This window comes from Natrinema sp. DC36 (assembly GCF_020405225.1).
Classification (GTDB): Archaea; Halobacteriota; Halobacteria; order Halobacteriales; family Natrialbaceae; genus Natrinema.
Genome location: NZ_CP084472.1, coordinates 2,018,503 through 2,042,116, shown reverse-complemented (window position 1 = coordinate 2,042,116; position 23,614 = coordinate 2,018,503). Strand labels below are relative to the sequence as shown.

Annotated in this window: 13 protein-coding genes; 10 read left to right on the top strand and 3 right to left on the bottom strand. The window is 56.5% G+C overall.

Features of this window, described 5'->3' with window-relative positions; genetic code table 11:
* Positions 1-280 precede the first annotated feature (280 nt).
* The 6 genes from LDH74_RS10670 to LDH74_RS10645 all read left to right on the top strand — a co-directional run bounded on the left by LDH74_RS10670 (position 281) and on the right by LDH74_RS10645 (position 10,940).
* Positions 281-703 (top strand): hypothetical protein, encoded by a 423-nt coding sequence (locus LDH74_RS10670; protein WP_226042482.1) that lies wholly within the window; start codon positions 281-283, stop codon positions 701-703.
* A gap of 284 nt (positions 704-987) precedes the next feature.
* On the top strand, positions 988-1,755 hold the full coding sequence (locus LDH74_RS10665; RefSeq protein ID WP_226042481.1) for a DUF1819 family protein: 768 nt from the start codon (positions 988-990) through the stop codon (positions 1,753-1,755).
* On the top strand, positions 1,752-5,435 hold the full coding sequence (locus LDH74_RS10660; protein ID WP_226042480.1) for a hypothetical protein: 3,684 nt from the start codon (positions 1,752-1,754) through the stop codon (positions 5,433-5,435). The genes LDH74_RS10665 and LDH74_RS10660 overlap by 4 nt, the downstream gene beginning before the upstream one ends.
* Entirely contained in the window at positions 5,432-6,013 is a 582-nt protein-coding gene (locus LDH74_RS10655; protein WP_226042479.1) for a BREX protein BrxB domain-containing protein, read from the top strand. The genes LDH74_RS10660 and LDH74_RS10655 overlap by 4 nt, the downstream gene beginning before the upstream one ends.
* Entirely contained in the window at positions 6,010-9,852 is a 3,843-nt protein-coding gene (locus LDH74_RS10650) for a hypothetical protein (RefSeq protein ID WP_226042478.1), read from the top strand. Before LDH74_RS10655 ends, LDH74_RS10650 begins: the two co-directional genes overlap by 4 nt.
* A 44-nt stretch (positions 9,853-9,896) precedes the next feature.
* Positions 9,897-10,940 carry an endonuclease NucS domain-containing protein gene (locus LDH74_RS10645; RefSeq protein ID WP_226042477.1) on the top strand — a complete coding sequence of 348 codons (1,044 nt, stop codon included), beginning with the start codon at positions 9,897-9,899 and terminating at the stop codon, positions 10,938-10,940.
* 64 nt (positions 10,941-11,004) lie between these two features.
* Here the strand turns inward: LDH74_RS10645 and LDH74_RS10640 are convergent, their stop codons facing one another.
* Entirely contained in the window at positions 11,005-11,907 is a 903-nt protein-coding gene (locus LDH74_RS10640) for a Kiwa anti-phage protein KwaB-like domain-containing protein (RefSeq protein ID WP_226042476.1), read from the bottom strand.
* Positions 11,908-12,014: 107 nt separating this feature from the next.
* Complete coding sequence (locus LDH74_RS10635) at positions 12,015-12,584, bottom strand: hypothetical protein (protein ID WP_226042475.1); 570 nt, start codon at positions 12,582-12,584, stop codon at positions 12,015-12,017.
* Positions 12,585-12,747: 163 nt separating this feature from the next.
* Between LDH74_RS10635 and pglX the strand changes: the two genes are divergently transcribed.
* Both pglX and pglZ read left to right on the top strand, forming a co-directional pair.
* On the top strand, positions 12,748-16,953 hold the full coding sequence (gene pglX / locus LDH74_RS10630; protein WP_226042474.1) for a BREX-5 system adenine-specific DNA-methyltransferase PglX: 4,206 nt from the start codon (positions 12,748-12,750) through the stop codon (positions 16,951-16,953).
* Positions 16,954-16,956: 3 nt separating this feature from the next.
* Positions 16,957-19,149 (top strand): BREX-5 system phosphatase PglZ, encoded by a 2,193-nt coding sequence (gene pglZ / locus LDH74_RS10625; protein ID WP_226042473.1) that lies wholly within the window; start codon positions 16,957-16,959, stop codon positions 19,147-19,149.
* Between the two features lie 27 nt (positions 19,150-19,176).
* Here pglZ and LDH74_RS10620 read toward each other — a convergent pair whose 3' ends face one another.
* Entirely contained in the window at positions 19,177-19,710 is a 534-nt protein-coding gene (locus tag LDH74_RS10620) for a hypothetical protein (protein ID WP_226042472.1), read from the bottom strand.
* 6 nt (positions 19,711-19,716) lie between these two features.
* Here LDH74_RS10620 and LDH74_RS10615 point away from each other — a divergent pair, with 6 nt between their 5' ends.
* Both LDH74_RS10615 and LDH74_RS10610 read left to right on the top strand, forming a co-directional pair.
* Positions 19,717-20,439, top strand: coding sequence for a hypothetical protein (locus LDH74_RS10615; protein WP_226042471.1), 723 nt, complete (start codon positions 19,717-19,719; stop codon positions 20,437-20,439).
* Between the two features lie 69 nt (positions 20,440-20,508).
* The gene (locus tag LDH74_RS10610; protein WP_345778545.1) at positions 20,509-23,424 is read left to right on the top strand and encodes a helicase-related protein; all 2,916 of its coding nucleotides are present in this window, start codon (positions 20,509-20,511) and stop codon (positions 23,422-23,424) included.
* Positions 23,425-23,614: the final 190 nt, after the last annotated feature.

The window sequence follows — 23,614 nt, the reverse complement described above, 5'->3', positions numbered from 1 at the left end:
AGCATCAGTCTCCGTACGGTATTGCTCGTGTGCGGAAGGTGGTGAAGATGGAGGAGAGGAATGGGCCGATTGAGGATTCGGATGAATGGCGCGTTTCGGAGTGGCTCGATGATTGAATAACTGGGGGATCTGTTACTCGTGACACACCCGTCGTGGTGAGTGGATGTTTTGTGTAGTGGTTGGTTTTTCGTGTGCTCGCCCAACGGTTTAAGAAGGTGTATGTCGTATGATTATGTACGAGGAGTCGGGCGATTTCGGGTCGTTCGACAACTAATACATCATGTCACAACAAGAAACTTTCAGCAGTGAGCAATTCCGTTCTGTTACCCCACTTGATAGTATCAGCAGATATTTCAAATCACTTGACGGTGATGCGTACACTTATAAGGTGAAGATTGCGCTTGACAGAGAGGCGCAAACGCGAGTGACTGAGTGGAACTTGAATTCGCCGAACGAAGAAATTGATCGGACGAACGAGCTTGTGAATCATCTCAACGCCGACCCGGATGCGGTGTTGTCGGCGATTTTGGAGCATACGGATCTTCGGACGACGAAAATCGGATCGCATCTTGGGTCGGTGATTGTTGATGCGGGTGGTGATATCGTTGGGTACAAGCTGATTAAGCATTATCCGAATGCACCGTCGGTGCAGATCGCACATGAGGAGCTTGTTGAAGATCTCCGTGCTTTGAATCCTGAGTAGTTTTTGCGAGCTTGATGAGCCTCATCTATACATAGGAGATCTCGATACGCCATCCGTACTTCATTGCTATCGCACGGGATTTACGAGAGGCGTTCTCATCGAGATATTCGAGGCCCTGATTGTCGCTCCATCTCAAGCATTCTACGGCCACCTCAATTCCCCAATCCCATCCATATCAACTAAGTGGTGTGGATGGTTCGGGATTTAGTATGACTATTCGCACCGACGGGAGGGGGATTTCTCTACCGTCGCTCGACTCTACATTCGCTCACGAAGAGGTGTCGATGGCGCTCACTAGATGCGGACTTCTCGTGGAACGGGCAGAGATGCTCGCTCGGCTGTACGCCCGACATAGAGACTGGACAGTCGTCGAAGAGCAGTGGCTCGAAGAACGGTTCGACGAGCGTAGTACACGCGGTAGTTCGAAGGGCATCTATCGCGCTCTCAGCTCGCGATTCAAGACTGCTGGAAGCGAACTCCCGTCGATCGTCCAACTTCCTACCGTATTCGATCGATGCGAGACGAAACGCGACAAGGCGCAGGTACTATACTTCTACTTAGTGGAGGACGACCCTCTCGTGAAGTACATCGTCCACCGATACGCCAATCGGCTTCAGGAATCCGGCGTCGACGGGCTGGACTTCGAGCAGGACACAGTTGAACGCCTTCTGAACGAATTCCATTACGATGATGGGAGCGAGTTCGACTACGCAGAATCGACGACGCGTCGGTGGGGCGAAGGACTCCGATCCGTGATGCGAGAGATCGGCGTTCTCGACACACAGCAGGCGTTACAGGGCCAGATTCCCAATATCGGAACGACACCGCTGCTGGTCGCGTCAGGATACTCGTGGGAGGCCCATGGGGATGACTGGCTTTCCCAGCCGACCGGCTGGCTCTACCTCTTCCAGCCGGAGCAGTACTGGGACTCCTTGGCCGAACGTGTAAGCGACCATCCGAATTGGGAAGCGAGCGGAATTCACGGTGAAGTGAGACTCCATCCGGTCGACGACACGTACGACTGGGCTGAACCGTGGGAGGGAGAACTATGACCGACGAGAGCTGGTTCGCTGCCGACGTCGGGAGCGACTTCGAGGAGTCGGTGCGGATCGATCGAGAAGACGATGGGCGGGATCACCGGCTCGAATCGATCGACACCTACCACGTAACCGAGGAGTCCGAGGACTTCATGTCCGACTTCTTCTCGCGGCTACTGGGGCGCTCCGAGGATATGCGGTCGGGCGCGAACTACTGGCTCTACGGCTACTACGGCAGCGGAAAGAGCCACCTCCTCAGCGTGCTTCGCGGCCTGATGGACAGCGAGTGGCTTCGAGAGCGAGACGCTGTCTGGGCACAACTCGCCGATGGTCGTGAGCTCGAGGCGCTCGAATCGACGTGGTCGTCGATCCACGAGGAGTACGAGGTCATCCCGATCTCGGTGAATCTCCTGAAGCATCAGGGCCAAAAGGAACTCAGCTTCAGTGAGATCGTCCTACAGAGCGCTCATACGTCTGCACGGCTTACCGGCGTCGAAGGGGGGCTCTCATCGCAACTCAATGTCGCGTATTTCGAGGATTGGTACCGGACGACTGACGCGTGGAGCGACCGGACAACGAACACCCAATCAGCACTACAGAATACGGTTGGCAGTCCCGAAAAGTACGACTGGCAGAACGTTCAGCAGTACAAGGCTCTCGCCGATGTCGTACTTCCAGCGCTCTTCGAACAGGAGACCGGCACAGCGGACGGAATCGACGACCTGACGCCGTCCGATCTCGATCCCGAAGCGATGGTCAAGCGGCTCGAACAGATACGGAGCGACCGCGAGAAGGAACTCGGTCAGCCAGTCAAACTTGTGTTGTTGCTTGACGAGGTCAGCCTCTTCATCGGCACGGACTTCGACCGACTCACCGAGCTACAGACGCTCGCCGAGAGCGTCGACGAGATCGGCGACGGCGACATCCAATTGGTGGCGACAGCACAAGCCAAGATCGAAGACGTCCAACCGCAGTTTGCAGCTCGCGGTGCCGACTTTAGCATCGTCAAGGATCGATTCCCACATCGGTTCGGCCTCCCGAGCCGGCACGTCGGCGAAATATCCACACAGCGATTGCTCAAAAAGACGGACACCGGGCGGACGAATACGAAACGCGTCCTCGAGCGAACCAGCAACGAGCCCGAGACGCTCCTCGTCTATTCAGGCATCGAACAGAACACCGAGCCACCGCTCGACGGCATCGATCGGGAACAGCTCATCGACTTCTACCCGTTCCTCCCGTATCAGCCACCGCTATTTCTCGAGATCCTCTCGAATCTCCGGCAAGAAGCTCACGACCCGGCTAAGTCGATCTTCTCGGGAACTGCACGAGCGATTCTGGCTCTCGTTCACGGACTCTTGGAGGAGTGGATGGCAGCCGCCGATGAGGCCGACGTCATTTCGCTTGTCGACTTTTATGATCTCATCGAACCGGAACTCCACGACATCACCCCGCAAGACGTGGGGGTTATCAACGAGATAGAGGGGCAGCACGACGCCGGCAAACTGGAGGAAATAGACGTGGACGTCGCGAAGGCCGTACTGCTCCTTCAACACATTCCCGACACCATTCCGATGTCTGAGCGGAACCTCGCTGTCGCCGTTTTGAGCGATCTTGACGGCCCCACCCAGTTCCAAATGGAAAATCGCGTGGAGGACTCGCTCCAACGGCTGCGGAAGTTTATCCGCCCGACGCACGACGAAACTGGCCCGAAGTACGCGTTCACCCATCCCGAAGAGCGCGAGATAATCGAAGCGTCCGAGCAGAACGTGAACGATCCGGACTGGGAAGGCGTCATCAAGGCTGTTGACGGGTATCTGTGGGACGATGTCGTTCGTGATCTCTCACTTCCGACGTCCGCGGAGTACGGCGATACCGGCGAGCAATACCCAGTCCGTTACGAATTCAGCATCGACGGGATCAGCCTCGATACAACGGTCGATGCAGAGGATGCACTCGATGTTGAGGTCGCCGTTGAGGGAATTTCACCCGCAGCGAAAGATATTGATTATGATGGAGACCCGCTCGAATGGACGATCGGACAGGACGGGCTTGACGACCTCCGCGACACCCTCATCGAATGGTGGTCGCTCAGAGCTGCTGTTGGAGACCATACACTCCCCCAGTCTGTAGAACGTGATCTTGCCGACCGAGCAGTTCGAGTCAGAAGTAAACTCGTCGAGGCACTCAAGAGCGGAACATTCGATGTCAAGGATCGCGGCGATCAGATTGGAGGGTTAGTTTCAGCAGTCGAGGAGTATCTCGACGTCAACTACCCCGACGACTTCCACCCTGTAATGCTACAGGTAGGGGAAGACCACTTACAGGAACTCCGGGGACTCACCGCACAAGACCCACTCCCTGCGTGGGCTCAGCAAATCGATGTCGCCACGGAAGATCCAGAGACGCATGGCGGCTCAATTCAAAACAACGTCCGTGCGTTCACCGGTCAGCAACTGAAGCATCGCGGCGGGAACCTCGCGATGGCCACTATCCTCGATGGGATCATCGAAAAGAAGTCGATCTACGAGAATGCCCGCCCCGCGCTGTGTACGATCATCTGGGGTCTCTGCCGGAAGGGAGACTTTCTACCTGTCGACGAAACTGGAGACTCTCTCGAACTCGACGCCGTCATCGATCTGAATAAACTGACGACGACGCGTCTCAAGATCGCAGGGAGCGGGGGTGTACGAGGGATTCTTCGGAAGGGCGGATTCATCGACTCGACGGAAACCATTCCTGATGGAATTGTCAGGCTTCAGTCTGCGAACGACACGCTCGCCGGTCGACTCGGTAGCCTTGTTGAAGACGTTAGACTGGTTTCGGAGAGTGACGTCCAAACGCAAGTCGTTCGTGATCTGCTTGAATCGTTCGTAGAGGCTCTAGAAGCCGAACAGCAGAACGCTATTGACAGAAGAGAGGCAGTTAAATCTCGAGACACTGACTGGGAGGAAGTCGTCGAAAAGACCAATGACGCTCAGGAGTGGTTCGAAGACGCCAAAGAGGTGTGGAACCTTCGACTCCCCGCTCTCACGCAACTCGACGCCCAACAGACTCTCGTCCAGCAGTCATACAACTGGCTAACCGACGAGTGCGAGACGGCAAGCAGAACACTCGGTGAAAGTATCGATGGATACGACGACGAGTGGTGGACACACGACGGCTGGGACAGATTCAACGACGTCCGAAACACCTCACCGGCGCTCGACGACGCGATCGAGGACGCATGGAACTCGTTCCAGGACTCGACCGAAGTGGGTTCGTTCGTTCACGAGTTACAGGAGCATCCGTGGATTCAGCCCGCGAGTGAGTTCGAATCGAATGTCCGACCGGCCTTCGAGAGCGAATACATCATGCCGCTCCGTCGAGCTGTGTCGTGGTACGATGATGTCTCGGGAGCGGTTTCCACGGTAACGGGTGGGACGACGAACGCCGACGCCGACGACTTCATCCGGGCCACGAACACGCTTCTCGACAGGGAGCCACTCTCCGTAGTTGCCGGCAGCGACGTCAATGCAATACGCGAGACGTTTGAGGAGTTACAGGAGCTCGTCGGTGAACAGTCACCCACGGACGTCACGGCGATCGGACTTCTCCCGGCAGATAGAGAATCGCTGGACGCAGAACTGGAGCGACTCGTCGAGCGATACGACCTCAGTATCGAGCATACTGAGACGGGGGTGATCGTCCGATGACGAGCAAGCGTCCCTTCCACGATTTCACGGAGCGACTCGCACAGTTCGCTGACGGTCGACGCGGTATCCGAAACCCGTTCGTGATCGTCCCCGTACAGCCAAAGTACGAGCAACGTGTCGCCGATCGGCTCTCCGAGTGGGCCACAAATCCAAACCAAACAGAGGGGTTCCCGGAGAATGGAACCGTCCAAGTGCTTCGACTTGACGAACTGTTCGTCGAAACCGATGTCTTCGAACTCGCAGTCGATCTCGGAAAGAACAGCGAACCAGAGACGATCACCGAAACCATGCAAGACCGATTAGCAGAGGAACTCGTCGCAGTCATGGTCGAAGAGATCGAGTCACCAGCTCAGCAGAGGCACGTCGTCCTTCTCACGCATCTCGGGAGTCTCTATCCGTTCACGCGTGCCTCGGAACTGCTCGATGAACTCGATCGCCGTAACATACAGTCGACCATCGGTATCCCGTTCCCCGGAGACATCGTCGGTGGGAAATTGAGCTTCTTCGGTGAGGAATCGCGCAACTACTACCCCGCCCACCAAATCGAGGGGCGGATCGAAGGGGTGCATCTCCAATGAGCGATACGTACATTCACGACATCTTCCAGCAGTCACCGACCCGCGAACTTGAGGAAGTCCAGAAAGTTAATTCCAGAGCGCAGGCGGAGAACGACGTCCGCGAGTTCTACGAAACAGATAGCGCTCGCGACGTGCTCACCACACTTGGGAGTCTCGTCGACAAGTACCCACACGAGGAACCGCGCTTCCTCTACATTTCCGCGACGTTCGGGTCAGGAAAGACGCACCTCCTGAAACTCATCGGGTTTGCCGCTGATACCGGGTCAGAGTTCGACGATCTCGGCGAGGAACTGGCGAGTCGATGGCCGGGCTTCCAATCGTTCCGCCAGAGCGTCGCGAACTCACACGTCGACCGGTTGAAGCCCGTTTTCCTGAACCTCCTCAACCGGGACGCGTCGCAGGAGCCCCCGCTTCCGTACCTCATCTACGAGGCCATCGGTCGCGAACTGGGCTATCCGACTGACCCGAACTGGCTGCTGGAGTGGGCGTGGCAGCTCGATATGAATCACGACGGCTGTTGGGAGCAATTACAGGACGTCGAGCACCACGGACAGACGTTTCAGGAGGTATATGACGAGCGGGCCTTGCTACGAAGTTGGCTCTACGATGTTGTTCCGACACTCGATAACTCCCCATTTGCATCCCGCGAGGAAGTCAAACAGTCGATCGACGACGCCATCGATGATGTCGAACCAGACGAGTTCAACCCCGACGAACTAGTCGATCGGATCAAGACGGCTCAAGAGGCATTGAGCACCCCTGACACCGAGACGGAATTGCTGATAGGGCTCGACGAGGTAGCACTGTTCATCGGCGATGGGCGACATCGCTACAGAGAGTTCCAAGAGACGATGGAGGCGTTGACGGAGTTGGGAATTGGGCCAAATCCCCCCGTAATTGGCACTGGGCAGTACCCGATCGAACGTATCCACGGTGAGTTCGAAGATACGGAAGTCACAGAACAGCCGTGGTACGGAGCACAAGAGCCGCTAGAGGGGGCGGACACCGAGATCATCGTCCGTAAACGATGGCTGCAAAAGGACACCGATGGCGAACAGGATGTCGAGTCTGCTCTCCGGGTAATGCCCGGCTTGACGCTCGACGCATACTCCGACATTGCCGGTGACGATCCCGACGCTGTCGAGTCGTACCCCTTCCGCGAATACGATCTCGGGCTCTTACGAACGGTGATTCAGCAGTTGATGCCGCGAGGACGTGTGACTGAGGAGGAGTACGTACAGGGCCGGGCGTTGCTCATCCTCGTCCGGTCACTATTCACCCGATTCGGGTGGGGAGAGAAGCCAGTCGGTGCCCTCGTCACGTGGGATGAGCTGTACGATCTGCTCGTTGAGGAGACGACCTATATCCCGTTGTGGGTGCAGGAAATGGTCGAGAACAAACTCATCCCCTCGGCTAGCGGCAACGAGGATGCGTTCTCTGTCCGTGTCGCGAAGGCGCTGTACCTCCTCAATCAAGTTCGTTCTGAAGTGCCGTCGACACCGGCGAACCTCGCTCGGTTGATGGTCAAGTCGACTGACGAGTCGTTCGAGTCCGTTCGGGACGACGTGGAGTCGGCGCTGTCTGATCTCCTTGAGGATCGGAAGGTGCTGACAGAGACGAACGACCGTGGTGACGAGGAGTATCTGCTGGTCTCGGAAAAGCAGGAGGATATCCTGACCCGGGCGAAAACTCGTGCACAGCAGATCTCGTCGCATCGGCTCTCAGCCAAGTTGGAGAGTTCCCTTCAGGAGGGGAGTGATCATCTGCTTTCGGAAGGGAGTCGACACGAGGTCGACCTCGAGGGAGAGCGTAGAGTGCCGCTCCGATTCGGCTACTCCGTCCTCGATCCCATCGAACGAGCCCCGACGCCCGAGTTCGACTCCGTTCGTGTTCGACTGGTCGCAGATCGACCAGACACGGTGAGCGATCAGGTAGAGGCGTGGCAGTCGACCAACGAGGGACGGGACGGTGGCGAACACGTTCTCATCGCCGTTGACGTTCCGGAATCGACGGTTGATCGCCTGCGTGACGTGATGGGAATGCAGGAAGTCCTCTCGGAGGAAACGGAGACGTACCCGGACTTAGAGTCCGACCATCGCGATGAACAGCGTGCACTCGAGTCGACGGTTCGCGACCAGCTCGACGAAGCCGATGTCTACGTCCGAACTGGCGGGACGAGAGGGCGATACGGTGACGCGTTCGAACGAGTGGTGGCTGAGCAGGTACAGTCCGTGTTCAGTGGGACGCGGTTCGTCCTGACCAACGGGATAACGGAAGTCGACGACGCCAAGCAGATGGCACGGTTCTTCCGCGGCGTCGGCGACTGGCCCCTTTCGGCTGAGGACGCCGTCACGCTCGGCGTGGACACCGATAGGGCAGAACTCGCTGACGGTTGGTGTCTGGAGTTCCTTGATGAGTACGAAGCCAGCCAATCGCTTCGTGCTGAAGATCTGCTTGATCAGACTGTCCAGCGCGGAGGTACATATCGCGGGACGCCACAGGAGTCGATTTCGGCACTACTGATCACACTCGCAACAGCTAACGAGATCGCGCTTCGCCGAGACGACGAGTACATCACCGAACCGGACGAGATCGGGCGAGCAGTCAGAAACAAGACGAACCTCACCGAAGTCCAGATTCGATTCGAGTCGTTGGACGGTATTGATCCCGACCAAATTCGTGAGACTGTCGAGACACTGATCGGCGAGGAACCGGACGGAACCGATCCCGACGCATGGCTCTCGGAGTTGGCCGAGTGGGTGGACGAGAACAGCGTGCTAGTGAAACGCGTCCTGCGTGGAGTCAGCAGAGAGTTCGGCGAAGGCGCTTCGCTGGACGAACTCGAAGCAGCTTTCGAACCCGCACTCGGTGGCGAATCCCTCGATACAGACGATTTCGCATCCGACGAGATCGAACAGCAAACCGAGCGCTTTGCTCGGGCAAGAGGGCTATTTAGCCCGGGTGAAGACGGTGACACCCTCTGGGAGCGGTTCAGCCAGCGGACGACAGAGATGCAACGGCTGTACCCCGGAGCGGACATCACGGGCGAGATGCAGACGATCGTTGGCGGAGACGAGGTACCTGGTACTGACCGTCTCCGGGCGATGATCGACGACGCCGACGCTCACAGACGAACTGTCGTCCGTGAACAGTACAGACGCACCACGGGAGAAACGCCGCCCGAAGAGGAACCAGAGAGTGTGGTTTCCAGCCTCGTTACGTGGCTCTATGCACACGATGGGAGCAGCAAGGAAATCGCCGACCGCGTTGGCGTCGAATTCGACAGCGTGACCATCGACGATCTCTACAACCTCTTCGAGACGGCGTGGAACGGTGACTCGTTCTCGGAGGAAGACCTCGTCGACCCGACGGTCGTCCAGCAGGCCAAACGATACGAACGTTCACGGCAGCTCCTCGACGCATCCGGCAGCGAGGCATCGCTCTGGTCGCGACTTCGTGATGCGTCAAGACGACTTGAGGAGGAACACCCGAACCATCCGATCACAACCGATGTGAACGAGATGCTCAGTCGGTCACAGCCCCCGAGCGTCAACGAGGTAGAGCATCTCCTCGATGAGGCAGAGAATCCCTTCGAAGTCGACGAGCGGCTTGAGGAGCTTGCCGGCGAACTACAATCCGAGTATCCTGGTCACGATCTTACCGAAAAGGTAGTTGATGCAGTAGAGGGAACCAGCCCGCCGAGTGAGGAACACGTAGGTGAACTGATCGAAGAAGCCGAACAGTTACTTGGCGGTGTCGACGAGCAGTTGCAGCGGATTCGAGAAACTATGGACGAGCTACCCGATGGCTCTGTTATGATGATCGAGCCGCTCGACTGACATTATAAAACATTATCGTGCGCCCGTGATTCTATCTCGCCACCATGCTCAGAGTCGGGGATGAGGAAGACGTTTCCACATTAGAAACAGTTTCCCTGAAAGATGAGGGATTTCGTGAGGATGATCTCCGGGAGTGGATTATAAATAGTCCTGAAAGTATTCTCGGCGAGGACTTTCGGCTCATCGGTCGAGAAGTCTCCGTGAAGCAGATCCGCGATGGGATCGATCTCCTCGCTATCGACCGAGATGCCAATGTGGTTGCTATCGAACTCAAACGAGGCGCGTTGAAACCGAAAGTCGATTTTCAGGGCCTCAAGTATGCCGCGTACACCTCACACTGGGATTACTCCAAACTTCGCGACCAATTTAAAAAGTTCAAATCTACAACGTGGGGGCAGACGCTCTACGAGGAAGAAACCACGTTTACCGAGGTACTTGACGAGTTCTGCAACGAGGACTACACGCTCAACCAGGATCAGCGGATCGTCTTCGTCGGTGAGTCCGTCCGCGAGCGGCTGGATATCGTGCTTCGGTGGCTCAGCGACAGGTCGATCGACATCTCCGTTATCGAGTTCCAACTCCTCAAGGACGACGACCGGTTGTATCTCGATGCAGAACAGACAATTCCGACGCCAGAACACACCGTGACCGATGTGAGTCCCGACACCTCCGACGAGCCGTGGAAGGAGGACGGACAGAGTTGGCACCTCAACGAGCGTTCGAACGAGCAAACTGCCGACCTGTTGGAAGACGTCACGACTGCACTACAGGAACTCGAATTCCTCAACGGGCCAGAATGGGGTCAGAAACACTACGTCGCCTTCAATAAGGGCCGAAAGCGCCGTATCGCAATTCGAACAAAACGCACCTTGTTCCATATCGACCTGTACGATGTCGATACCGAGGCACTGAACGCTGGAGAGATCGCCGAAGCTCTCGGAATTGATGTCGATTCAGTCGCAGTTAAAGATGATATGCGGAGTAGTGGTCGAAGCGGCGTGCGAATTACCTGTCGATCAGATCAAGATCTGAATTTCGGTGCGCTGGAGTCAGAAGCCCGGAGAATACTTCAGAAGGAAACTGCGTAGAATCTCGAACCGTTGGAGTTCACTAACGGTTCTGACAACGCGTTCTCACCCCACTCTGACTGAATCACCCGGCATCCTGCTTGGATAGCGAAATGTACTGTTCATCTGTGAGAGGCGAGTCGAGGTGGTCATCATTGAAGAACCGAAGGACTGCCCAGACGTCTCGTTTGTCGTCCATCTTGATAGCCATCTCTCCGTCCCCGTTCTCCTCGAACTTCACGTCGCTATCGAAGTTCTCACGAATATACGCCGCATCTGCCGAATCCATGTCCTCGTACACTCCGCGCTCGTGGACTTTGTACATCAGCCGCAGGACGCGGTTGTTGCCGTAGACGGCCTCGCTAAACATCTCGAAGTCATGGAACGGAATATCCGTCTCTTCGATAGTCTCGATGACGTTGTCAGCGCATCGTTCGTACTCGGCTAGATAATCAAACACCTTTTCGAACTTCGATTGGACGAAGATGTACATCATCTCGTCGTAATACACGGCGTCGACGCGGTCGGGGATGGAGATCAGAGAATCATCCACCTTCCGATGTTTTTCACTCCCTACCTTCATCCGAGCCCACGACGTCCGCCCCATGATTTGACTTCGCGAATAATTCAAGAAGGCGATCGCCATCTCCCCCGTCTCGCCGTCTTGAATACGGATCGCTTGAAACTCCGGCTTCGGTGGCTCAGTATATGTGGTGTGGCTGAATCGTTGCCCTTCGAGGAGGCGCTCAAAATTATCGAACTGCGGGATGTTTTCGGCGGGTTCGTACTGGACGAACGTCTGATCGCGATCGCGGTTTTCTATGCTGTAGTCAGAAAAGCGGATCTTATCGCTTTCGAGGGCGGACTGCTTGTTCTCGACCTTCTCGCGTACCAGCCCTTCCAGTTCCTCGGGAATCTCTTGATCTAACGAGATGCGCTCGAAGTTGTAGGCGTACTCCTCATCACTTCCTTTGTCAAGCCGAGCCAACAGCAGATCGATCCCGAGTTCGCTCGTGTCGACCGCTTCGATCCGTTGGAGAAAATCGACCAGGTCGTCAAACTGGTCTCGAGCTTCGTCTTCGCTCGCTGTACTCATTATCTTGTAGTAATATAGACATCGCTACTTATTCTTGCGGTGTTGATTGTTATGTCATTACCATCAAGCCGCTCTTTGGTGAGGAGAATTCGTCTATCGTGCTCTGTTTCGACCTCATACACCCGATACCGAAAGGCGATCAGTACGGGATTGACGAAGAGACGATTAGAACGGATTACGATTGCTGCGACGGTTATGAATAGGACTAGAAACGCCGCCACGTCGAACATATTCGAGAACTCGAACACGATGAAGGGAAAGATGTAGACCAGCAGGTACTCCGTGAACATATCCGATCGATTCCGATAGTGTTCGATTTCGCTCATCTGACCCTGTCGTGTCCGGTTCATCCGGATCATTACGGCCAAGAACGCCACGCTAACGACTGTGACGAGTAGCGAGCCAAGGGAGAGGTAGGACAATTCGACCGGCCCGAAACCAACTGGTTCCAATTGGAGTCCCAGAATAGAAAGCTCGGCGTTGTGGGCGCGAAGTGCGATGATGATGTAGAGCGGGCTATAGGAGCTCAAGAAGAGGACTACCTTGGCCCAACTCGGAATGCGCCCCATTAGGTTTGCAAGATTCTATCCCCTGCTCAAAGTCACTTTTGTATCACTCTGTTAGACTATTTTCTCGCGATTGACCACGAGAATTCGAGTATCAGCACTGGCAACTGATGGACAATGTTCAAGACATCTCAATGGCTCTGCTTGAAACATCACTGAGTTTCGCATGGACGGACAATCTACCCAACCCCGCAAGGCCCAGCTCGACAAGGAAGAGCGCGAGCATCTCGAGGACGTCGTCACCGAGATGCGCGACCGTGTCGAGGCGAACGTTCGCTACCAGCTCGAGGACGAGTACGACCTCGACGAGAAGCCGGACGAAGACGTGTCCCTGAGCGAGGAGCAGGACGACCTCGTTGAGGCCATCGAACTCGAAGCCGTCGATGGCGACAACTGGGAGAGCAGCTACGAGGAGTACATTACGGGCGTGGGTTACACCATTGTCAACCGACTGGCCGCGCTCCGCTGTATGGAGGTTCGGGACTTCGTCGACAACGAAGTCACGGCCTTCCGCGAGGACGGACTCACGCCGGCGGCAGACCGGCTAGTCACCGAGGAGTTTATGCTCGAGGAGGAGGCCGTCCTCGAAGCCTACCGGAACGCGTGCGACGACCTAGCTGAGGAGATCGAGATCCTCTTCGACCGCTCGACTACCTACAGCCTGATCGACCCCGACGACGACACGTTCGAAGATCTCTGCGGAATGCTCGATCAGGTACCCGACGAAGTGTGGCGAGGCGACGACGTGTTGGGGTGGGTGTACGAGTACTACAATCGTCCTGTCGTCGAAGCTCTCGACGCGAAGAACACGCTCGAACCGGTGGACGTGGGCCCGGCGAACCAGTTCTACACGCCACACTGGGTCGTTCGGATGCTCACCGACAACTCGCTCGGGAAACTCTATCTCGAAGCAACCGGACAGGAGTCGACGGTGCCGGAGCCGGAAGCACTCAGTCCTGAGGAACGCAAGGAGCGCTTGGTCACGCCGGAAAACAGTCCGTCCGTTCCCGAACTCTGTACGTACCTCATCCCGGACGAGGAGGTCGGCGACGCCCCCGAGTTCGATCACCCGTCTGAACTGCGAGTCATTGACCCCGCATGTGGGAGCGGACACTTCCTATTGTACGCGTTCGACGTGCTGGAGCGCATCTGGTGGGCCGAGACCGACCTCGACCGTGCCGAGATTCCGGCGAAGGTACTCGAACACAACCTCTACGGCGTCGATATCGACCTGCGCTCGTGTCAGCTTTCGGCGTTCAATCTGTACCTGAAGGCTCGAACGCGTACCGAGGAGGAAGATGGCCAGTTCGAGATGCCCAACGTCGACATCGTCTGTGCGGACGCTCGCGTCGCGGAGGTCGAAGAGGGCGCCGAGGTGCTAGACGAAATCACCGGCGAGGGGACTGACCTGCGCGAGGCGCTCGGCGAGGTCATCGACACGTTCCAGCACACGGAGGCGCTCGGCAGTCTACTCGACGTAAGCGGGACGCTTGAGGACGTGTTCGACTCCAGCAAGACGCAGTCCGAACTCTCCGACTACAACGAGGGGGCTCATCAGTCGTTACACTCCTTCTTGAAGGCACTTCGGCGTGCCGTCGAAGAACGGACGAGCGATTCGTTCGGAGAACAGAACCTCAAGAGCTTCCTGAATCTATTGGTGGTACTAACGCAGGAGTACGACGTAGCGCTAATGAATCCGCCATACGGATCGCAGGGGCGGATTCCACCGAATGTTCGGAAGTATTTGGAAGAAGAATATCAATACACCGCAGAATACTACATCAATTTCTTCGAGCGGTGTATGTCGATGACGCAAGAAAATGGTCGTATTGGAATGATTGTTCCTCGGACATTTATGTTTAAACAGAGTTTGGAGGATTTCCGGGAGGACTTCATCGGTCGCCTTGGAACATTTGATTTCTTGACCGAGTATGGTAATGACGTACTTGACAACGCTACCGTCAGAACCGCCGGAACCGTGGTTCGTGCAGGGAATACTACGAGTAAGCGGCCTTCTGCGAGGTTCATACGGCTACACGACATTCCGAAGGAGAAGAAAGAGAGTCTCTTTCTGAAAACCTCCTTCCACAGGTATGACGGCGAGATTGAGAGAAATTTCGTGCGAGATTTGGAGGAGTTTTCGCTGATTCCGGGGTCTCCACTTTCATACTGGATGCCCAGAGAGATTAGGGCGCTATTTGACTCAGACATCGTCTTTGATGCGGATAACGGTGGAATGGAGGTGGAAAGCGCTGGCTCTGTTAAAGCGGGACTTACAACCGGGAATAATGGCAGGTTCGTACGTAGATTCTGGGAGAGTAGTGGAGACGGGTTTGTCCCCTACGCAAAAGGCGGTAAGGATGCATGGTTACTACCGCGCATAGATCGGACTATATACTGGGGGCAGGACGGATCTGAAGTAAAGCGTCACCCCGGATCTTACCCACGAAATGAAGACTATTATTTCAAAGAAGTACTCACATATACATATCTGAAAGAGGGAGGCCGACGGTTTGGTTACCTCAACCCGGGATCTCTATTTGATCACGCAGGAAAGATTTTCGCTCCCGATGTTGACAGCTGGTCAATGCTCGGGTACGCGAATTCCCACTTAATAACCTATCTTATGCTTGGACAGACACCAGATCGTCACTGGGAGGTTAGCCATGTCTCAAGGCTCCCGTGGCCTAGCGAACTAGAGGGAATCGAACGAATTGCTCAACTCCCGAAAGATGCCGTTGGATACATCATCCAGAGACGCCAGTACGAGTTCAACTCCCCATACTATTCTGGCCCTATTCTTCTGCAAGTTCTAGGTAGTAGGGATCAGCTCCCACAATATCAGCATCCACATCGAGAACTTCGCGAGAAGCTCAATCTTGATGATCCTGATCGCATAGTCGATGAATCGTCATCACTAGAAAAATTAGGGGAGGCAGCTGCACGCCGGCTCGAAACAATTGGTGAAAACTTCCAGTCGCGTACTGATGATATTGATGAGGCTGTCTTTGACTGCTTCAACATCACCGACAAGCAGCGTGAAACTGTCCTCCAAGAGATTTCTCTCCGGACGAATGAAAACCCACGCAAGCGGGTACAGTACGATCCTGAAGCTGTTACGGGAGTTTCCGACGACTTCCCCGAACAAGTCAAAGACCTCCTATTGCATTTCACGCTTCGTTCTGTCCACAACGCTAACGATGGGATTGTTCCGCTCTCTAAAATTGACGGTGAGGACGATCTCCTCACTCGCATCGAAGCACAGTTCGAACGTGTCTGGGGCGACCACGCAACCGATCGGCTCGCAGAAGTCGACAAGGTACTTGGTAACCGGAGCGCAGGCGACGAAGCTTACCCGAATCTCCGGGCATGGCTCGAAAACGACCTTTTCGAGTACCATATCTCGAAGTTCGACCGGACGCCGATCCTTTGGCGGATTTCGACAAAGCGGCTCGTCTCCGATCCCGAAGGGGAAGGGTTCGGCTGCCTCGTGGACTACCACCAGTTAGACGCGAGCATCTTCGACCGCCTACAGAACCAGTACCTCGAGCCCAGGCGGACGTACCTCCGCGAGCGGCGCGCAGCCGCGAACAGCCGCCGTAATGACGAGTCGCTCTCTACCTCGGAGCGAGCCGACGCCGCTGAAGAGTACGAACGCTGCGAGAGCGGCCTCGAACAGCTCAGCGTCTTCGAGGAACAGCTCGGCGAACTCGCGCAGGCCAACCCGCGCGACTGGCCCGAGGCGAAGCAAGAACGCGCCGCAGAGGCAGCCCAGCGCGTCGCGGAGTTCCGAGATCGGACGGCCTCTCGGCTGGATACCCTCGAATCCCTCGCCGATCTGGAGGACGTGGATATGGAAGACCTGTTCAGTCCCTCGTTCTACGAGACTGTTCAGAAGAACCAAGACGAGTGGCTTGATGCACTCGACGATCTACAGGCTGCGTTCGAGGCCTACGCCGATGACGGCACCGAACCCGTCGAGGCCCATCTCTACGACCTCTTCGAGCACTACGACGATCTCACGGGCTCGTCGCACTACGCGAGCAACGGGGTTCTGTTCATGACGTACTACTTCAACCAGTTTGAAGACGCCGGCCAAGCCCAGATCGGGGATGCAGGCGTCTCTGAACGCCAGCGGCTGCTTTCGGAACTCGCCGCCGACGTTGACGAGTACAAGGAATTGGCCGAGGGGATCTCTGAAGACTGCGACGAGGTCGCCACGGACATCCCCGCCGACTGGGAGGATCGTGCGCTCTCAGAGGTGACGACTGCCGGCTACCAGCCGAACCACAAGCATGGCGTCGCGATCAACATCACACCACTCGCAGAGAAGAACGTCGTCCCCGAAATTGTCGAGGACAAGGTGCTCTGAATTATGCAAGCGAGCAAATCCCTTCCGGACGCCGCGAAAGACACCATTCGAAGCAAGTTCGACCGGGCCGAGTCATCAGACCCGGTCGTTCTCTGGTGGGACGACGGAAACTACCTCGAAGACATCATCGAACAGGCCTGTGCCGACCTCGGCGTCGAGCTGAAGGTCGCCGAGAAGACGCCGCTGGAACTCCGTGCTAATCCTGTCGACGGCGAACAGGTCTGGTACGTCCCACACGTCAAAGACCCCGAAGATGCCGAGGGCGAGTACGACTGGTTCCGCGACGTCGAGCACACGGGCGCCGAGGTGGAGATGAGCATCGAAGACCTCACGGTTCACGCGTTCGAGCGCGGACAACTCGATACGTGGGAACTGAAAACCACGACGCAGTCGGACGACCCCGCGAAGCGCCGCGAGATCGCGCGGATTCTCCACGACCAACTCACCGGCGGCCAACTCCCGACGCTCGAACAGCTCCGCACGCGGATCGTTACCGGCGGCTACACCGACCCGGTCGCGTTCGTGCTGGAGAACGGCTGGGGAGACATCGACAACAGCTCAGACACCATCGAGCAGATGACGGACTTGCTCACCAGTGAGGGCGTCGACGCCGTCGCCAAGGAAGACGAACCAGTGGGCATCGTCGCGGCGACGCGGCGCTGGGCCGTCGCGGAGTGGCTGATTCACGCCGGTGTCGACGCCGAACGCTTCCCGAGCGAGTTCCGTGCCGAGACAACCGGCGCTCACGGCCTTCCCGAACTCAAGTCGGTGCTGAACAACACCACCTCGTCCGGCCTCATCGCCGACCGCTACCTCGGCGAGGCGATGTGGCCCGAGGTGATCGCGCAGGTCGACGACCCGTGGGAACTCGCGGACTGTATCGTCGACGACGCGCTCGAACGTCGCCTCTGGGAGGAGTGGCACGCGTCCTTCGAAGCCGGTGACTACGAGGTGTGCCTCGAGCGCGCCGAGGAGCGGTACGACGCTCTCCTCGGGAGCGAGGACTTCCGCGGCAACTACCGAGGCGCCTACGGCCCGGACAGCCCGTGGACGCAGACGTGGAAACAAGCCGCGGAGATCGCCCGCCTGGCACACCAGCTCGAGACGTGGGACGAAAGCGCGACCAACGACGTCGTCTCCCTGTACGCCGACGCGGACGACGGCACGTGGCAGATCGACAACGCGATGCTCAACCTGGTCGTTTCCGGCGAGCCCGAGACCGACCTTCCCAACGACCACCCCGCGGCGGATACGCTCGACGAGTTTCGTACGCAGCTCCAGTCGGAGTACGTTGAGTACCTGGAAGACCTCGGCGACCTCGTCACGGAGACTGTCGAGGCGGGCGCTCCCTTCGTCGAAGAAGATCACGCCTATCAGTTCTTCACGAAGGAATCCGACGGCCTCGAAAGCGGCCAAACGGTGGCGTTGTTCGTCATCGACGCCCTTCGGCTCGACCTCGCCCGCCGGCTCGCGGACGAGTTGCGCAACTACGTGGCCACACTTCCGTCCGATGCTCCAGAGTTCGCGATCGATGAGGACATCTGGCTCGGGACGCTTCCCTCTGAGACCGAGTTCGGAAAAGCCGCACTCACGCCAGGAGAGATCCAAATGTTCGACGTCTCTCTCGTTGATGGTGAGTTACAACCGTTACGTAACAATCGCCGCGTGACGAACAACCGGCGCGAGTCACTATTGAACGGTGATGGCTGGACGGTCACTCGCGAGCAGGACGACGGTTGGCAGTCGACGCGTGTCGCCTACTTCAAAAACGATCTCGACAACATCGGCGAAAAGGAACTCAGCGACCTTGAGGGACTGCTGGCCCAACGAGTCGACTCGCTCGCGGAGTTCATCGGCACGAAACTCGAACAGGGTGAGTGGGATCGGGCCTACGTGCTGACCGACCACGGCTTCGTCCTCCTCCCAGACAACGCATCCCCAGAAAAGATCTCGCGACCGAGCGAAGCGTCGGACTCCGGTCGACGCTGGATTGCCGGTAAGGACGTAGACGAAAACTCCCCCGGCGTACTGCTTGATGCTAGCACTCGACTAGGATATCTAGACGCCAACGTCAGTGTCCTCGCGAGTCCGCTCAAACGGTTCAGGAAGCAGGGTCTCGGCGACGCGCGGTTCTATCACGGTGGACTACTCCCGCAGGAGTTCGTGCTAGACTTCATCAGCATCACGCAGGGATAGACAGAAGCAACTCATCAACATATGTCCTCACGAGAAATCGAAGAAAGTATATCCGAGATTCGCGACCATATCGTCGACTTTCTCGAGGTGCTCGACGAACGGATGGACGACGATCGACTGGACGAGATAATCGAACACGGCGATACACTCGAGAGTGCCAACATCGGCCAACTTCCTGAACGCTGCGTCGAGGACGCCCTCATTTGGCCCATCTTGGAAACGCTCGGGTTCGAATACACGCCTCGTCCGTATTACCCGGTCGGCGACAGCGACGAACAGCCTGACTTCCGCATTGACAACCTCTCTGAGACCGTAATCGGCGAAAATAAATCCGCCAATCGCTACGAAGCTGCGAAAAACGACATCGAGTCGTATCTTGACTCGCGCCGCTACGAATACGGAATCGCAACGGACGGACTCTGCTGGGGAGTGTATGCTATTGAGACAGATAGCAGCGGACGAGCGGAACTTGCCACCGTGGTAGAGGAACAGAATCTCACGCCTGCTGTCCAGCGGATCGCTCGCGACCGAGGGCTGGTGAACTATACCGAAGATCTCCATTCGGAAATGACGGTTGAGGGCGTTCTGGGAAGGTTCTACCAGACGTTCAACCACTACGGGATTCGACGAACTATCGGCGGCCTCACAGAGTTCTACGATCTCTATCTCGAGGTTATCTCAGGGGATGGAGAGTATCAGAGCCTCGAATCGAACCTCCAGACGGCAGTTGATACGCCGACGGGAGCTGAAAAGAGCGATAAACTCGCGTTCGCGGCTCTGCTCGCCGATCGGCTTGGGTTTCTCAAGCTACTGATCGATCGTGGCGTCCTCAATGATGTCGCACTCCACGAGCAATGGAGCGAGCACAACCGTGGACTCAACAAGTTCCGGGGAAGCTTCTACTCGCAGTACCTACAGCCACTGTTCTACGACGCACTGGCCACACCGCCGAACCAGCGCGAGGAGAATTTGCCTGACTCCTTCGTTGAGGTACCGCATCTCACCAGCGGATTATTCGAACCGATCCTTCCTGAGGAACGGACATACGATGTTCCGGACGAAGCGATGAAGCCGATTCTTGTCCAGTTCGTCGAAAGCGAGGAACGGACGCTGGTCAACGAGGCGGCTGATGGCTCGTTACTACAGACCTACACCGAAGAGTTTGAGAGCCGGGAGTTGGCCGGACAGATGCCACAGCATTATACGGCCATCGTGGACGCGTACACGACGGAAATTGACTACGTGGAATCCGAGATCGAGCGAACCCTCCGCTCGTTCGCTAACCCATAGGAGAACGACTGTGTACTGCTCGACAACATTCAAGACGGTGTCAACCGTTACAATCACTATCTGTTAATGATGGGCTCTGCACAATTTTCTCCGGGACAGCGAGTGATTCTCAATGATACACCCGCAGAGGTCATTCGGACTCGGACTGTCGGGGACATCGAATACCTGCGAGCGTATATCGACGGAGAGGGCGTCAAAACGGTTTGTCTCGACGACATCGAGGTACAGCCGTATCAGAGTGGATTGGACGTGCTTGTCGATCACCAACTCGACACCCTTCATCCCAACCACGATGCGGTCTCGGCGCAGTGGTTCGATCTCCACACGCAAGCGACGAAACTCAAACTTGCTCACGAGCAGGGACAGCTCCTGAGCATCTCGAACTCGCTCGTTCGACTTGAGCCCTATCAACTTGACGCCGTGAACTGGGTAATGCAGAAGCTCCGTCAGCGAGCGCTCATCGGTGACGACGTGGGGCTCGGGAAAACGATCGAAGCAGGGCTCATCCTGAAGGAACTCTCCGCTCGCAACCGCGCCGACCGTGTTCTGTTCGTCGTCCCTGCTCATCTCCAGAAGAAATGGATTCGGGATATGGATCGGTTCTTCGACCTCGATCTCACCGTCGCAGACCGAGCGTGGGTCGAAGGGGAACGGCGACGACTCGGTGAGGAGGCCAATATCTGGAACCAAGACCAGCAACAGCTCGTCACCAGTATGGCCTTCCTGCGACAGGACGAGTTCCGTCCAGCCCTCCGCGACGCATTCTGGGATGTCGTCGTGGTTGATGAGGCACACAAGACCGCAAAGCGGGGTAACTCACCGAGCAAGACGGCAAAGATGGTTGATACAGTCACAGGGAACTCAGATTCGTTGCTGCTCCTCAGCGCGACGCCGCACGACGGGAAGGGTGAGGCGTTCCGCTCACTTGTTGAGTACATCGATCCCTTCCTCGTCGCTGAGAATCGCGAACTCCCCCAGGAAACAGTCGACCGTGTGATGATCCGTCGCGGGAAGACCGACATCTACGACGACGACGGTGAACGCGTCTTTCCCGACCGAGAGGTCGACTCAGTTTCGGTGTCAATGACCCACGACGAGCGCCAATTCTATCGTGCAGTTACCGACTACGTTAAGAACATCTATAACCGCTCGGAAAAGTTGAACGAACCCGCAGTCGGGTTCGCGATGGCGCTCATGCAGAAACGGCTGGTGAGCAGCGTCGGTGCGATTCACGCGACACTTCGTCGACGACTGGACGACCTCCTTGACGAAGAGGCGGCAACAGATGGACTTTCAGAGGAGGCACGGGCCTACCTCGAGGGAGAGGATTTAGATGAGGATGACAAGCAACATGCGGAAGACGAAATTGCCGGTCTAACCGTCATCAGCAACGACGAACAGCTCCAAGAGGAGATAGATACACTTCGTAATCTCGTCTCACTGGCAGAGGATTTACCGGTCGACTCCAAGGCGCAGAAGGTGAGGAGATTCATCTCCCAACTCCTCGAGGAACAGCCGGACGAGAAGCTACTATTGTTCACGGAGTACCGGGATACGCTCGACTACCTACTCGAGTTCGTACAGGATGAGCCGTGGGCCGACGAGATTCTCGTAATTCACGGGGATGTCGACAAGGAAGAGCGCGCACGGATCGAAGACGAGTTCAATCACGGCCAGTCGCGCCTTCTGTTCGCGACCGACGCCGCGAGTGAAGGGATCGACCTCCAGCACAGCTGCCACATCATGGCGAACTACGAGTTGCCGTGGAATCCGAACCGTCTCGAACAGCGAATCGGACGAATCCACCGCTACGGACAGGACAAGGAAGTCAAAGTCTGGAACTTCCTATTCGACGACACTCGCGAAAGCGAGATCTTCGAGATGCTCCAAACCAAGGTCGAAGAGATTCGCTCTCAGCTCGGAAACACGGCGGACGTGCTCGGCATACTCGACGACATCGACGTAGACTCGATCATTATGGAGTCAATCGAGAATGACGAACCACCGAGTGCGACCAAAGTGGAACTCGAAGAACTGATCGAGGAGCGTCAGCGGACGCTTGAGGAGTGGTACGAGCGCAGTCTTGTCGACACGAGCACGTTCGACGCGGAGAGCCGCCGACAGATTCAGGAAGTGGTCGATGAATCAGAAGACGTCTACGGGAGTGAAGGAGATATCCGCGAATTCTTTGAACGGGCAGTTGGGGCCTTCGGCGGCGAATTCCAGAAGCGTGGCACCAATCTCTATCAGGCCGAATTACCAGAGGGGATCAGCTCACCCGGCCAAGATGCGACGTTTGGCCCGTTCACGTTCGATCGGGATTTTGCGATGGAACACGAGGACATCACGTACCTCGCTCCAGATACTGACGTTCTCCAGCGACTCATGGCACGCGTGTTGGAGGATGAGCGCGGTGAGGTCGGCCTCAAACTGCTTCCGTTCGTAGACACACCGGGCATCACCTACAACTACCGGGTGGCATTTGAGGACGGCACCGGCGAGGTGATTCGAGAGGGAACGATCCCAGTCTTCGTAGATGCCGAGCAAAAGGACGCTCAACAGGCCCTCGGAGAGCGTATCGTCGAAGGGGACACTGTTACAGCAAAGCCCGACGTAGACGATCTTCGAACGATTCTTGACGCTCAAAACGAACTCCGAACTGCTGCTGACCGCTACGTGAGTGTGCGGGTTGGCGAGATCAAGGATACTCTTCGGAACAAGCGGCACAAGGAGACCGCCCGCGAACTCGAGAACCTAGACGAATATGCACAGGCAGAGCGCGAGCGAATTGAGTCCTTCATTGAGGAATACGAACGAAAAGCCGATGCTGGCTCCGATATGGACATCGCGATCCGTGGCCAACAGGAGCGTCTCGAACAACTCGAAGATCGAATAGAAATGCGGCGTAAAGAACTTCGACGTCGTGAGCAGATCATCTCGATTGCCCCGGAAGTCGAGAATTACTCTCTCACATTACCTCTATAAACCGTCGGGCGTTCGCTACCAGGGTAGGAGAAAGAGTTGATGTATAACGCCTGTAACAGTGCTCATAATGCACAGAGATTGTGTTTATGTGGTTACCTCTGCAAATAATAGGGTTATCGACACACAGGGGTATCTACCAATCTGATATTTGAGGACATTCTCGAACCCTTGAAGATAAAGAACCATCCAA

Bases quoted from the DNA above. Each gene is read 5' to 3' on its own strand.
- LDH74_RS10635 (WP_226042475.1), bottom strand. From the start codon at position 12,584: ATGGGGCGCATTCCGAGTTGGGCCAAGGTAGTCCTCTTCTTGAGCTCC.
- LDH74_RS10650 (WP_226042478.1), top strand. From the start codon at position 6,010: ATGAGCGATACGTACATTCACGACATCTTCCAGCAGTCACCGACCCGC.
- pglX (WP_226042474.1), top strand. From the start codon at position 12,748: ATGGACGGACAATCTACCCAACCCCGCAAGGCCCAGCTCGACAAGGAA.
- LDH74_RS10660 (WP_226042480.1), top strand. From the start codon at position 1,752: ATGACCGACGAGAGCTGGTTCGCTGCCGACGTCGGGAGCGACTTCGAG.
- LDH74_RS10610 (WP_345778545.1), top strand. From the start codon at position 20,509: ATGGGCTCTGCACAATTTTCTCCGGGACAGCGAGTGATTCTCAATGAT.
- LDH74_RS10615 (WP_226042471.1), top strand. From the start codon at position 19,717: ATGACGGTTGAGGGCGTTCTGGGAAGGTTCTACCAGACGTTCAACCAC.
- LDH74_RS10645 (WP_226042477.1), top strand. From the start codon at position 9,897: ATGCTCAGAGTCGGGGATGAGGAAGACGTTTCCACATTAGAAACAGTT.
- LDH74_RS10655 (WP_226042479.1), top strand. From the start codon at position 5,432: ATGACGAGCAAGCGTCCCTTCCACGATTTCACGGAGCGACTCGCACAG.
- LDH74_RS10665 (WP_226042481.1), top strand. From the start codon at position 988: ATGGCGCTCACTAGATGCGGACTTCTCGTGGAACGGGCAGAGATGCTC.
- LDH74_RS10620 (WP_226042472.1), bottom strand. From the start codon at position 19,710: ATGGAGATCTTCGGTATAGTTCACCAGCCCTCGGTCGCGAGCGATCCG.
- LDH74_RS10670 (WP_226042482.1), top strand. From the start codon at position 281: ATGTCACAACAAGAAACTTTCAGCAGTGAGCAATTCCGTTCTGTTACC.
- pglZ (WP_226042473.1), top strand. From the start codon at position 16,957: ATGCAAGCGAGCAAATCCCTTCCGGACGCCGCGAAAGACACCATTCGA.